This window comes from Photorhabdus stackebrandtii (assembly GCF_011189495.1).
Taxonomy (GTDB): Bacteria; Pseudomonadota; Gammaproteobacteria; order Enterobacterales; family Enterobacteriaceae; genus Photorhabdus; species Photorhabdus khanii.
Genome location: NZ_PUJV01000037.1, coordinates 15,204 through 28,484 on the forward strand (window position 1 = coordinate 15,204; position 13,281 = coordinate 28,484).

The window sequence follows — 13,281 nt, forward strand, 5'->3', positions numbered from 1 at the left end:
GTTTTACTGAGAAGGATAAGGTCATGCGCCATCGTAAGAGTGGTCGTCAATTGAACCGCAACAGCAGCCATCGCCAAGCTATGTTCCGCAACATGGCAGGTTCTTTGGTCCGTCATGAAATCATCAAGACGACTCTGCCTAAAGCGAAAGAACTGCGTCGCGTCGTTGAGCCGCTGATTACTCTTGCCAAGACCGACAGCGTAGCTAATCGTCGTCTGGCATTCGCCCGTACTCGTGATAACGAAATCGTGGCAAAACTGTTTAATGAGCTGGGCCCGCGTTTTGCGAGCCGTGCAGGTGGTTACACTCGTATTCTTAAGTGTGGCTTCCGTGCTGGTGACAATGCTCCGATGGCATACATCGAGCTCGTTGACCGTGCTGTTGAGCCTCAAACAGAAGTTGCGACTGCAGAGTAATCTGTAGAGGCATATAAAAGAACCGGGTTTATCCCGGTTTTTTTACATTTGTATATCTGAATTTCTCACTTATTTCTTTCCATCCTGTTATGCTGATATCTCAAACAGTGTGTTTATTGTAGGAGATATGATATGTATCGTATTGGTCAACTGGCTAAATTAGCGAATGTGACCCCTGATACAGTGCGGTTCTATGAAAAACAAGGAATGATGGAACATCAGAATCGGACCGAGGGGGGATATAGGCTTTATACAGAGCAAGATTTACAGCGTCTTCGATTTATACGTTATGCCAAGCAACTGGGGTTTACATTGGAAGCTATCACAGAATTATTGTCTATTCGTGTAGATCCAGATCATCATACTTGTGAAGAATCGAAGCAAATTGTCGATTCTAGATTGATGGAAGTAGAGGAAAAACTTCTTGAAATGCTAAAAATGCGTGATTCACTTAAGATGTTAAGTGATGCTTGTTGTGGAAGTTCTCATATAAGTACTTATTGTTCTATTCTTGAAACTTTAGAGCAAGGAGCTTTAAATAAGTAATTTTTCTTTATTATGGAAGATTCAGCGAGTACACTTGCTAGGTTTTTAGGTCAATTAATATGATAGAGGAATATGATGATTGCATATCACCATAAAAAAGGCGTAATAAAGGATAATGCTATTGAAGCCCTACTGCGTGATCCATTATTCAAACAACGAATTGAGAAAAATAAAAAAGGGAAAGGAAGCTACCAGAGAAAAGGAAAGTATAACAAGGTAAGTAACTGGGAGGCCAGTGGTAAGGGATCATTAGATTTATTACCACTGGCCTTTTAGTTTTGATAGGTTTATTTTTACTCTTTCAGTAAATTACGGATTTTTATTAACGATTTTTCTTTAGTAGTTGGGGGTATCTGGTCTGGCATAGCCTCAATTTTTTTATTATATGATTTATTTATTAGTTTCATTGCATAGAAAATAACTAGGGGCTGTTCATACACTGAACCTTAAGTATTAAGCCTCTCGAAAATACCCTCCAACCCATTATCTTTATTGGATTTTCTTTGGGGCAACTTCAACGCATTTTTGGCGAGATATTTCAGGGCCCAATCCAGATGGTGTTCTATTTCCGACCCGGCATGATGAATAATCGCGCCCAATATCGGCAACAACCAAACATCAACATTTTTGGCTGCCTTGAGAAAGGAAACTGAAGGCAAAAACCGCCTCGCCAGACTGCGCCGGACTATCAACGCCAGCAGACTTGCCCAGATGAGCCCTTCCGCTATCGCTTTCTGACCGGTCGCAAAACCTGTCTAGTTGGTGTGGGATTTTAGTTCCCTGAACAGCAGTTCGACCTGCCAGCGACAGCGGTAGACTGCCATGATGTCATCTTCGGTAAAGTGGGATGGCGGCAGATTGGTGAGCCAGAAACAAAAGCGTTTTTCCGGCGCAAACCAACGCCGGATGACTCGAAATTCGAATCGGCCACGCCGACAGGTGAAATCCAGTACTTCAGCACGGTTGTTTTTGCGACTAATCTCCCGGAGTTTTTTGCCCGCCAGTGTCGGTAATTGTCGCCCCTGTCCATTTCGGGCGCTGACAATCAGGGGATTAAGCGACTGGTTTCCCCGAACGATGAATGATCCCCCGGACAGGGAAAGTTGTTCGAAGTACCCGAAATCCACGTAACCGGCATCCGCCAGCAGCAATTTATTGCGTAGGGTGTGAGAGGTAGGCAGATAAGCCCGCTCGGATGCCGTGTCTGCGGTCACCGTCATGGCGATGGGCGATTGGCTGAACAAAGACAGGGTCATATGGCACTCAACCGCCGCCTTCAATGGGCTAAAGCGACAGGGAAAAACCCCGGCTAAATCGGGATGAACGTTGAATGAGTTGTCATCCTGCAAGAGGATATCGTCAAACTGGCCGAATTTTTTGGGTAAGGGTGGTTCAGTCAACTGAGCCATGGCGAACGTTACCAGTGTCTTCATAAAATCGGCGAAGGCGCTTTTACGCAACTGATTATGGAAGGGTTTATAGGCGACAGTGTGTTTTTCACTCAGACATATGCCGTTAAATTGCCGGTGCAGGTCAGCGATGGAGGTGCAGTTTCCTTTGCTCAGTGCGGCAATCAGACTGAGAACCAGAGACAGCGGCCCAATATTTCTGAGCCGTTCCATAAAGCCACCTCGGCGGGCGGTTTTTTCAAGAAAAACGTCACTGAAGAATGGCATTAACTGAAGTTTTGTGGGGATAATTGTCATCGGCTTTATTCTCTGATCTCGGTATTTTGTTTGGCGACAATTATCAGATCATAAATAAAGCCTTTTTTCTATCTAAAATAATCGGTTGGCGCTAAAGATTCTGTTTATGAGGGGCTGTTTACCTTTCGGGTACCTAATTTATTCAGCCCACATAGGCAGCCAGATGAGGATAAAACCCAGAGCTAGCATACTGGCGTAATTACGTTCCAACTTATCGTATCTTTTTGCTATTGCTCGAAAATGTTTAATTCTGGCAAATGCATTTTCCACCAAGTGGCGGTAACGATATAAACATTTATCAACACGCTTATCGGCTTTTCGACGGTTTTTCTTGTCGGGAATGACCGGCGTTGCACCTTGTTGTTTCACGGTAAGCCTGAAGGCTTCACTATCGTAACCCTTATCCGCAATCATAAAATCCGATGGCGGTGACTGCGACACAAGACTTTCACCATGAACGATGTCATGTGTTTGGCCACCGGAAAGCTCAAAATGCACAGGTAAACCGTAGCTGTCCACGACCAAATGGATTTTGGTTGAACGTCCACCCCGACTTTTTCCTATCGATTCATTTTCTTTAGAAGCCGCGCCAGCACTGTGTTGATGAGCCCACACAATACTGCCATCAATGAACAGCCACTCTGTGTCAGAATATTCAGATAACAATTTGAATATTAAATTAAAAATGTCTTTCTTTGCCCATTCGTTAAATCGTCGAAAGACGGTATTCCATTTCCCAAATTCGGGGGGTAAGTCACGCCAGGGACAGCCGATTCTCATACGGTAAAGGATACCTTCAAAGGTCAGGCGATGTTCTTCTTTGTGATAAATAAGCCCACTTTGTTTCATGAATACAGCTAGCGTATTCCATAGGGTTTTTGATAACATGGTTCTCGGCATGATGGTAAGGCATGGTTGGTTTTTGGCGAAAGCAATTATACTCAATCATCATGCTGTTCAATAATTCCTCTCAAAACGTCAACAGCCCCTAGCCCTCATAGTACAGTGAACCAATGACCCATTGACCAACGCGGGAAAAATGACAATCTGCTGTTGTTCATCCCACTCTTCTCTATCCGACATTCCGCACCCAATTCAGGAATAAAAAGACTCATACCATTGACCCAATATTTTCAACAGGTCACTTTGGTACGGTTGTATACCCGTTACCCTCCGATGCTCTTGAAATTCGAAGGTATTAATCCCTTCAAAGGTTAAAAATACCCAACGGGCGGTGGGCGATTGTGTCTGCCGGTTTTTCATATCCGGGTAAAATGCCGCATTTTGTTTCAATCCGCTGCGAATTTTATGCTCCAGCGCCGCATAAACCATTAAACTGCATGTCATCACCATCAATAAAGCTTCGATGCGTTCCGGTTTTTTCAGATACAGGGAAGCGGTCAGGAACTCCGGGCTTTTCAGAAACCGGAAGCCCCGCTCAACCTTTTGCTGGGCTTTGTAATTGGCCAGCAAAGTTTCCATATCAAGGGCTTCCTCGTCCATGTCGTTGGTGGCGAGAATAAACATCCCCACCTGGAGTCTGGCATCGGCAGCTTTATCCAGCTGGCTGTAAGCCCGGCCCGATAGCTGATAATGAATCTGAGCGCGTTGAGCTTTCGCCGGACGTCCACGCCCCTGATAAGTCACGATTTCCTTCGCCTCCGGAGCATCAACCGCGAGAAACTGGCAGACGGATTCAAAATCACGCAGGGCATGTAACGCATCTTCCTTGCAGGCAAACGCTTTTTTGCACAATTTTTCAAACAATTTCAGCTCTTTTTCCGTTAATTTCAGGGTGTTTTTCGCGAAAGCCTGTGCTTCACGTTGCGCGGCAGCCGTACTGCTGAGCAGTAACCAGCGTTGCGGGACCCCGCCATAATGGGATTCAATCCAGCATCCCGCGTAACCTTCGGTAAAAGGCTGTAATTGGCGGGTATTCACGTTCCGCAGCTGCTGTTTAGCTTCCTTAACCGTTAACGGCACGCGGGTAATAAAGTGTTGTTTTTGTTGATGAAGAGAAGATATTGCCGCTTCACTATACAGCGCGGCATCCGCGACAAAATAGCGACTGTTTTGCGCTGCTCTCAGACAACTAATAGGGTGTTTTGTGACTTCTGCGAACGCTTTGGCATCGTTGGTATTCCCACTCATTGCCTGCATGTAAACCGGTATCCCCGCCTGATTTTCACAAATCAGCTCAAGGATAACCTGATTGAGGTCGGGGCGGTGGTCACGACTGTAACCCCGCGCCAGTTCAATGCGCTGAGTATCCTCATCGGGCGATGACTTGTACTCCCCATCCACGTGGAAACTCGTGATATCAAGATGCACAGAATCCGATTTTATGCCTAATTTATCAATAACCTGCTCAGCAAGCACCTGATAAACCTCCGATACGCCAGCCTCATATAAAGCATCCAGTGTACGGCCGAGGACATCGTCATTGAGGTGCTCTGCGTCAATGCCGGGACCAATCAAGCGTTCAATCGGCTTATGCCTGAAAAACCCGGAAAACATATGGAGTGTCCGGCTGTGAAATCCCAGCCCGTTGAGGATCATCGCAAGAAACGCCTCGCCGTGAGAAACAGTATGCTCTGCGTATTTTGGGATAATGGCATCAATCATACGGGGTAATCCGGCTTCATGGCAGAAAGCGGCGATAAGCCCCAGGTGATCAAGACGTTTAATGACAGGCTCAGGTATGGACATAGTGACTTTCCGGCAAATAAAAGTAATAGATCAAAATGCGCGATCGCCGTCAATCTTATTGGCGCTACAAAGATATAAAGCGTGCGTAAGATCACACTATTTTTAAATCAGGAATGACGGCTCTATCAGGAAATTGGATAGATTGATTCACGAATGTAACTCCTGTTCCAATGCTAACAGCACAGGTGCAATTTCTGGTAGTACACCATGCCATAATTTAAATGAATGAGCGGCCTGTCCTACTAACATTCCTAATCCATCAGCATAACGAGAAACACCATGTTTTTTGGCAAAGGAAATGAAAGGCGTCAAATTAGCCTGATAAAACATGTCATAACAGACACAATTTTCATTAAATATTAATGGAGATATAACAGGAATCTCACCATTAATACCGGATGCAGTCGCATTGATAATAAGATCAAACTCAGGGCTATTAAGTGTTTTCATCTCAACGGGCCGAATGTTACCTATTGGAGAAAAATTATTTGCAATCTGGATGGTACGACTGAACGTTCGGTTTGTAATTGTAATATCACAACCAAATTCTAACAATGGAGATAAAACACCTCTGGCACCACCACCAGCCCCAATTATTAAAATATGCTGCCCCTGAGTAATAAACTCAAGCCGTATCAAATCTGCTAACAATCCTATACCATCCGTATTATCACCAAGTAATTGATTATTATCTAACAATTTCAATGTATTGACTGCACCACTGAGTCTTGCCCGCTCAGTCAACTCATTTGCCCTGATAAATGCCTGCTCTTTAAATGGCACAGTAACATTAGCTCCTATTCCCCCTTGTTTAAGAAACATATCTAATGTCTCTTCAAATTTACCCATTGGCGCTAAAATCTTCCCATAACAATGCGCAATACCTGTTTGATCAGCAAATAACTGATGGATACGGGGCGATTTACTGTGCATAACAGGATTACCAAAGACAGCGAATTGTTTCATATTTATTCTACCCTTGACGATAAAGCTCACCAGTTAAAGCGTCCCGAATTTCTGAAGGATTTTTCCGCCCTCCAACATCACCATCTAACACAGAAAGTTTATCCCCAAATTGTTGTCTGACTTCTTCTGCTGTTCGGCATGGCTCAAAACCATTTAAATTTGCACTGGTCGATACTAATGGTTTTCCATAAAAAGTACATAACTGTTTCACCAAAGGATGATCACAAACTCTAACAGCCAAAGTAGAGAATTGCCCAGTCAACCATTTAGATGTACTGGCTTTTGCAGGAATCACCCAAGTTACAGGCCCAGGCCAACAAGCAAATATAACTTCCTTTTGGTCCTTTGTTAGAAGTTTATCATCAAGATATGGCTGTAATTGTCTATAATTATCTGCAATAAGAATCAACCCTTTTTGCCACGGGCGCTTCTTTAATATAAGTAGTTCATTTACCGCTTTTTCACTATCAGGATCACATCCAAGCCCAAAAACAGCTTCAGTTGGATAAGCAATAACTTTTTCTGCTTTTAATGCAGTTAATACATTTTTAAACACAGGTGATGTTTCATTACTCATTTTATTACTCAGTTCAATTTATTTGCTGTTTTCCACACAACTTACTAGCACAAAACATCTTTGCACCTTGTGATGTACGTTTTTCCATCAATAATGGATAGAAACAAAACACACACTCACCAACAACTGGCTTATTATTTAATACAAACTGGCAGTTGGGGTAACGGTTACACGCGTGAAAAATTTTTCCGAAACGTGATTTTCTTTGGAGCAGTTGCCCTTCTTTGCATTGGGGGCAGGCTATCGACGTCTCATCCGGTTTATCAATCAGTACCGTATGTTCGCATTCAGGATAACGACTACAACCAATGAACATTCCATAACGTCCTTGACGTAAAACTAAATTAGCTCCACATACAGGACATAGTTGCCCTTCCAGTTCTTTTACCACATGGCCGTTACTTTGCCCTTTTAATGAGCGAATATATTGACATGATGGATAACTAAAACATCCAAGAAATGGGCCATGAATGCCATTACGGATAACCAAAACAGAGCCACATTCAGGACAATATTCAGTTTCATTAGTGGAGAAAGGAACCATTTTTGCCATATCATTTTCACTTGAAATTTATACTCATATGACGCTAAACAAGACTTTGAGTATTCAATTAATTAACTCACGCGCATATAACCACCAGCAACCACAGCCACCTTGCCTAATAATTCTAGTTCAAGGAGTTTTGTCATTACTTCAGCTATAGGTAATGCTGAGCGTTGCGCAATAATATCAACTGGCGTTATTTCATCACCTACGTTAACCAGCACATCAGCAAATGGCAACTCAGTTTGCTCAAACTGGGGTTTTACTTCTTCCTTTGTTCTTCCCATATGTAGCCATTGTAGTGAACTGTAGACATGTTCCACAATATCCATTGCATTTGTAGCCAGATATGCTCCCTGTTTTATTAACCAGTGATTCCCTTCACTGACTGAGCTCCCCAAAAACCCTGGTAATGCAAATACATCCCTTCCCTGTTCAAGAGCACAACGAGCTGTAATTAATGAACCGCTGTTTTGACTCGCTTCTACAACAATAACTGCCGAACTTAATCCACTGATAATCCTATTTCTTTTAGGGAAGTTTTTTGCACGTGGAGGAGTATCCGGAAAAAATTCAGAAACAAGGGCTCCCCCCTCCTCTATTTGCTTTGCTAATAATCCGTGTCTATAAGGATAAATCTGACCAAGACCGCTACCTAATACAGCTATTGTTTGACCACCACTATCCAGCGCAGATCGGTGACAAATACCATCAATACCAATAGCTAAACCACTAGTAATAACTAACCCATGTCCAACCAATTCACCTGCAAAAATTTTTCCCCACTTCTCGCCATAATAGCTTGCTGCCCTGCTCCCCACCATCGCCACCTGCTTCTTTAAAAGAAGATCTAATTTCCCTGACACAAAAAGCGCAAGGGGTGGGGTATGTATCTGCTTTAATAGAGGTGGATACAACGGGTGAGAATATGTTAATAAATGGTGTTCCGGCTGTTCCAGCCATTTTAAGCATGAAGCTAGAAAGGTTTTATTGGCTTTAGTAAATTGCAAACATTGTGCTGACGTTAATCCACTATCTTTAAGCACGGTGAGATAACTATTCCCAGCATGCAATAATTTCTCTGTAATATTTGCTGCTTTTTCTGTTGCTAAATGAGAGATCATCTTCATTCGCAACCATGTTTCCATAGCTTCCATGTTGTCATCCTGACTGAGATTGACGGACAAAACCAAACTGCTCAATTAGCAATCAATACTGTCAATCTAAATGGGAAATGTCTAGAATAGACATAAAATACCATTCACATTTTGGACACAGATCTAAACATATATGTCAGTATTACAAGTATTACATTACCCAGACGAGCGGCTTCGCACTATTGCAACACCTGTCAAAGAAGTTAATGCGGAGATTCAACGTATCATTGATGATATGTTTGAAACTATGTACGTAGAGGAAGGCATTGGCCTGGCAGCAACACAAGTCGATATTCATCAGCGTATTGTCGTTATTGACGTATCGGAAACTCGTAATGAACGCCTTGTGCTGATAAATCCAGAGTTACTGGAAAAAAGTGGTAATACTGGGATTGAAGAAGGCTGTTTGTCTATTCCTGAACAGCGAGCACTCGTGCCACGAGCTGAAAAAGTCAAAATTAGAGCCTTAGATTACAATGGTCAATCATTTGAATTACAAGCTGATGGCTTACTAGCTATTTGTATTCAGCACGAGATGGACCATTTAGTTGGTAAGCTTTTTGTGGATTACTTATCCCCACTGAAACGCCAACGTATACGCCAGAAAGTAGAAAAGCTGGATAAACAAAGAGCTCGAACCAAATAAATTATATTAATACAGGAAATAAACGTGTCTGATTCTTTACGTATTGTTTTTGCCGGAACACCTGACTTTGCGGCACGCCATTTAGAGGTTTTATTAACGTCTCAGCATGAGGTCGTTGGCGTTCTAACGCGACCAGACAGGCCTGCCGGAAGAGGTAAAAAACTGACACGCAGTCCTGTAAAAGTACTGGCAGAAGAACATAATATTACCGTTTTTCAGCCAGTCACTTTACGTTCAGAAGAAAACCAACAATGGCTTCTTAAACAACAACCTGATGTTCTCATAGTTGTAGCCTATGGATTAATCCTCCCTAAGGCTGTGTTAGATATTCCAAGATTAGGCTGTCTGAACGTACATGGTTCTCTATTACCACGTTGGCGTGGTGCAGCACCAATTCAACGTTCACTTTGGGCCGGTGACACGGAAACAGGCGTAACGATCATGCAAATGGATATAGGCCTTGATACTGGCGATATGCTATATAAAGCAAGCTGTCCTATTACACTTGAAGATACTAGTGCCAGTTTATACGAAAAACTGACCAATATTGGGCCAGATGCACTGCTTAAAACATTATCATTAATAATATCAGGTAAAAGCCAACCTGAAACTCAAAGCGAAAAGTTGGTTACCTACGCTGAAAAACTAAGCAAGGAAGAAGCCAAAATAAATTGGGAACTATCTGCAACCCATCTTGAACGTTGCATTCGTGCATTTAATCCTTGGCCCATGAGCTTTTTCGAGATGGAAGGGCAACCGGTTAAAATCTGGAAAGCAGAAGCCATTGAAGAACAACTTTCGGTAGAACCAGGAACTGTCTTAAAAGCAGACAAAAAAGGTATTCATATTGCCACTGCCGATGGAATTCTGAATATCACGCAATTACAACCTGCTGGTAAAAAAGCAATGTCAGCCGCAGATCTGCTTAACTCCAAACGTGAATGGTTTACGCCAGGTAATAAAATCAACTGAATACTATTCCATGTAAACTCTCTCTCACAAACTTTCTCTTAATGCTAACTTGTGTCAGCCTTTTTAACTATGAAAAATACATATAATCTACGAAGTATCGCCGCGAAAGCAATCAGTCAAGTTCTGGACCAAGGGCAATCCCTCAGTACGAAATTGCCTGAACTTCAACGAAATATAACTGATCAAGATAAATCTTTATTACAAGAGTTATCTTTCGGGGTACTACGTGTATTACCTCAGTTAGAATGGATAATAAGCCAATTAATGGAAAAACCATTAAAAGGTAAGCAACGTATTCTTCATTACCTGCTTATGGTTGGCATATACCAACTTATCTATACCCGTATCCCAGCTCATGCAGCACTTGCTGAAACAGTAAATGGCGCCGTAACTCTAAAATATCCTCAACTAAAGGGGTTGATTAATGGTGTCCTTCGCCAGTTTCAGAGGCAGCAACTGCAATTAATGGAGCATTCACAAAATAGCCTCATCAATCACTTACACCCTAAATGGTTACTAGATAAAATCCAAAAAGCCTACCCGCAAGAATGGCAGCAACTTATTGAAAATAACAATAAGAAACCGCCCATGTGGTTGCGAGTTAATCGAATATACCATAGTCGAGATGAATATCTTTCTCTTCTCCATAAAATCGGAATTGATGCAGAACCAGCTATCGAATCACCTTCTGCTATCCGTGTAATTTTCCCCTGCCCGGTAACAATATTACCTGGCTTTAATAAAGGTTGGGTAACTGTTCAAGATGTATCCGCACAAGGGTGTGCCGAATTATTACAACCAATCAATGGAGAGAAAATTCTCGACCTTTGTGCCGCACCAGGAGGGAAGACAACACATATCCTAGAAATAGCGCCCAAAGCCGAAGTATTAGCTATAGATATTGATGAGCACAGAATCAAACGAGTAAAAGAAAATCTCCAACGCCTTAATTGCCATGCAACAGTAAAAACTGGTGATGGACGCCACCCTGAATATTGGGCAGAAGGCCAGCAATTCGATCGTATCCTTCTGGATGCACCTTGTTCAGCAACAGGAGTAATCCGTCGTCACCCTGATATCAAATGGCTACGCCGCGAAGAAGATATTGTTCAATTAGTTCAATTACAATCTGAGATTATTGATGCAATCTGGCCATATTTAAAGAAAGGTGGGACATTAGTATATGCAACCTGTTCTATTTTACCAGATGAAAATAGTCAGCAAATCAGCTTGTTTTTAAAACGCCACCCAGATGCAAAACTATCGGGAACAGAGGCAGGAGATAGCACAGGAAAACAAATAATACCTGAATTCAATGGTGGTGATGGCTTCTTTTACGCTCGATTAATTAAACAGTAATATATCTTCACAATTCGTAAAGAGAGTTATCTGTTTCTAACAAGTTAGAGAATACTATGAAAATAATTATTCTTGGTGCAGGTCAAGTTGGCGGTACATTAGCTGAAAATCTAGTAGGTGAAAATAACGATATAACTATAGTCGATACTGATCCCAACCGCCTGCACCAACTACAGGATAAATTCGACCTCAGAGTAGTCAATGGCCATGGCTCTCATCCCAGAGTATTAAGAGAAGCTGGTGCAGAAGATGCTGATATGTTAGTTGCTGTAACTAATTCTGACGAAACTAACATGATTGCATGCCAAATTGCTTATTCCTTATTTAATACACCAAATAAAGTTGCGCGAATACGCGCAGCAGAGTATATCCGTGAATCAGATAAGCTTTTTCTCCCTAACGACATTCCTATTGATTATCTTATTTCACCAGAACAACTCGTCATAGATTATATTTATAAACTAATTCAATATCCTGGCGCCTTGCAAGTTGTTAATTTTGCCGAAGGTAGAGTAAGTATTGTAGCAGTAAAAGCTTATTACGGAGGTTCACTTGTAGGAAATGCACTTTCTTCACTTCGTGAACACATGCCACATATTAATACCAGAGTTGCTGCCATATTTCGCCAGGATCGACCAATAAGACCACAAGGATCTACAATTATTGAGGCTGGTGACGAAGTTTTCTTTGTGGCTGCATCACAACATATTCGTGCTGTAATGAGCGAACTTCAACGCTTAGAAAAGCCTTACAAGCGTATTATGATCGTCGGTGGTGGTAATATTGGTGCCGGGCTTGCACTACGTCTCGAAAAAGATTACAGGGTTAAATTAATTGAACGAAATCAGCAAAGAGCAATAGAACTAGCCGAATTATTACACGACACCATTGTTTTCTATGGGGATGCATCTGACCAGGAGTTATTAGCCGAAGAACATATAGAACAGGTAGATGTATTCATTGCCCTAACCAACGATGACGAAGCAAATATCATGTCTGCAATGCTTGCGAAACGCATGGGAGCCAAAAAAGCCATGGTTCTCATTCAGCGTAGTGCATATGTCGATTTAGTACAAGGAGGTGTTATTGATATTGCAATCTCTCCACAACAAGCAACTATCTCAGCTCTACTAGGTCATGTTCGTAAAGCAGATATCGTAAGCGTTTCCTCATTACGTCGTGGAGTAGCGGAAGCTATCGAAGCAATTGCTCATGGAGATGAAAATACTTCAAAGGTTGTCGGTCAAGCTGTAGGTGATATTAAATTGCCACCAGGCACCACAATTGGAGCAATAGCTCGCGGTGAAGAAGTCATTATCGCTCATGATTACAGTGTAATTGAGCAAGGAGATCATGTAATTATGTTTATTACAGATAAGAAATTTGTTCCCGAAGTAGAAAAACTATTCCAACCAAGCCCTTTCTTCCTTTAGGAACCATAAAAAATAATTATATATCAATGACATAATTTAACCTGAGGTTTGCTTAAGAAGGGAACTAAGTGCCTGAGGCACGATCAAAGTTTTTGCTAAAGAAAACAAAATAGTGGAGATCCTTAGGGGCTGTTGACGTTTTGAGAGGAATTACGGAACAGCATGATGATGGGGTATAATTGCTTTCGCCAAAAAACGACTCTACCTCACCATCATGCCAAGAACTATGTTAACAGATGAAGTATGGAAT

General features: G+C 42.1%; 14 protein-coding genes and 1 pseudogene. 7 read left to right on the forward strand and 8 right to left on the reverse strand.

Annotated elements, in window-relative coordinates; all coding sequences use genetic code 11:
• Window positions 1-23: 23 nt before the first annotated feature.
• From rplQ to C5470_RS19710, 3 genes are all read left to right on the forward strand, one after another.
• Window positions 24-416 carry a 50S ribosomal protein L17 gene (rplQ, locus tag C5470_RS19700; RefSeq protein ID WP_021322783.1) on the forward strand — a complete coding sequence of 131 codons (393 nt, stop codon included), beginning with the start codon at window positions 24-26 and terminating at the stop codon, window positions 414-416.
• 132 nt (window positions 417-548) lie between these two features.
• On the forward strand, window positions 549-962 hold the full coding sequence (gene zntR, locus C5470_RS19705; RefSeq protein WP_166291394.1) for a Zn(2+)-responsive transcriptional regulator: 414 nt from the start codon (window positions 549-551) through the stop codon (window positions 960-962).
• A gap of 75 nt (window positions 963-1,037) precedes the next feature.
• Window positions 1,038-1,238 carry an alternative ribosome-rescue factor A gene (locus tag C5470_RS19710; RefSeq protein ID WP_166291415.1) on the forward strand — a complete coding sequence of 67 codons (201 nt, stop codon included), beginning with the start codon at window positions 1,038-1,040 and terminating at the stop codon, window positions 1,236-1,238.
• Between the two features lie 170 nt (window positions 1,239-1,408).
• On the opposite strand, the pseudogene C5470_RS19715 reads toward C5470_RS19710, so the two are convergent.
• From C5470_RS19715 to dprA, 8 genes and pseudogenes are all read right to left on the reverse strand, one after another.
• Window positions 1,409-2,668, reverse strand: a pseudogene (locus tag C5470_RS19715) (IS4 family transposase).
• 138 nt (window positions 2,669-2,806) lie between these two features.
• A complete protein-coding gene (locus C5470_RS19720; RefSeq protein WP_166291417.1) occupies window positions 2,807-3,568 on the reverse strand; it encodes an IS5 family transposase in 762 nt (253 codons plus the stop codon).
• Window positions 3,569-3,646: 78 nt separating this feature from the next.
• Window positions 3,647-3,751, reverse strand: coding sequence for a DUF1488 family protein (locus tag C5470_RS23305; protein WP_166291396.1), 105 nt, complete (start codon window positions 3,749-3,751; stop codon window positions 3,647-3,649).
• 12 nt (window positions 3,752-3,763) lie between these two features.
• Entirely contained in the window at window positions 3,764-5,377 is a 1,614-nt protein-coding gene (locus C5470_RS19730) for an IS1634 family transposase (RefSeq protein WP_166291398.1), read from the reverse strand.
• 147 nt (window positions 5,378-5,524) lie between these two features.
• Window positions 5,525-6,343, reverse strand: coding sequence for a shikimate dehydrogenase (gene aroE / locus C5470_RS19735; RefSeq protein ID WP_166291400.1), 819 nt, complete (start codon window positions 6,341-6,343; stop codon window positions 5,525-5,527).
• Window positions 6,344-6,350: 7 nt separating this feature from the next.
• A complete protein-coding gene (tsaC, locus tag C5470_RS19740) occupies window positions 6,351-6,920 on the reverse strand; it encodes an L-threonylcarbamoyladenylate synthase type 1 TsaC (RefSeq protein WP_166291402.1) in 570 nt (189 codons plus the stop codon).
• A gap of 13 nt (window positions 6,921-6,933) precedes the next feature.
• Entirely contained in the window at window positions 6,934-7,473 is a 540-nt protein-coding gene (locus C5470_RS19745; protein ID WP_166291403.1) for a DNA topoisomerase family protein, read from the reverse strand.
• Between the two features lie 62 nt (window positions 7,474-7,535).
• The gene (gene dprA, locus C5470_RS19750; RefSeq protein ID WP_166291405.1) at window positions 7,536-8,621 is read right to left on the reverse strand and encodes a DNA-protecting protein DprA; all 1,086 of its coding nucleotides are present in this window, start codon (window positions 8,619-8,621) and stop codon (window positions 7,536-7,538) included.
• A gap of 133 nt (window positions 8,622-8,754) precedes the next feature.
• Between dprA and def the strand changes: the two genes are divergently transcribed.
• The 4 genes from def to trkA all read left to right on the forward strand — a co-directional run bounded on the left by def (window position 8,755) and on the right by trkA (window position 13,031).
• Window positions 8,755-9,267, forward strand: coding sequence for a peptide deformylase (gene def / locus C5470_RS19755; protein WP_166291407.1), 513 nt, complete (start codon window positions 8,755-8,757; stop codon window positions 9,265-9,267).
• A gap of 24 nt (window positions 9,268-9,291) precedes the next feature.
• Window positions 9,292-10,239, forward strand: a complete 948-nt coding sequence (gene fmt, locus C5470_RS19760; RefSeq protein ID WP_166291409.1) for a methionyl-tRNA formyltransferase — start codon at window positions 9,292-9,294, stop codon at window positions 10,237-10,239.
• A 69-nt stretch (window positions 10,240-10,308) separates the two neighbouring features.
• A complete protein-coding gene (gene rsmB, locus C5470_RS19765; protein ID WP_166291411.1) occupies window positions 10,309-11,598 on the forward strand; it encodes a 16S rRNA (cytosine(967)-C(5))-methyltransferase RsmB in 1,290 nt (429 codons plus the stop codon).
• Window positions 11,599-11,654: 56 nt separating this feature from the next.
• A complete protein-coding gene (trkA, locus tag C5470_RS19770) occupies window positions 11,655-13,031 on the forward strand; it encodes a Trk system potassium transporter TrkA (protein WP_166291413.1) in 1,377 nt (458 codons plus the stop codon).
• Window positions 13,032-13,281 lie beyond the last annotated feature (250 nt).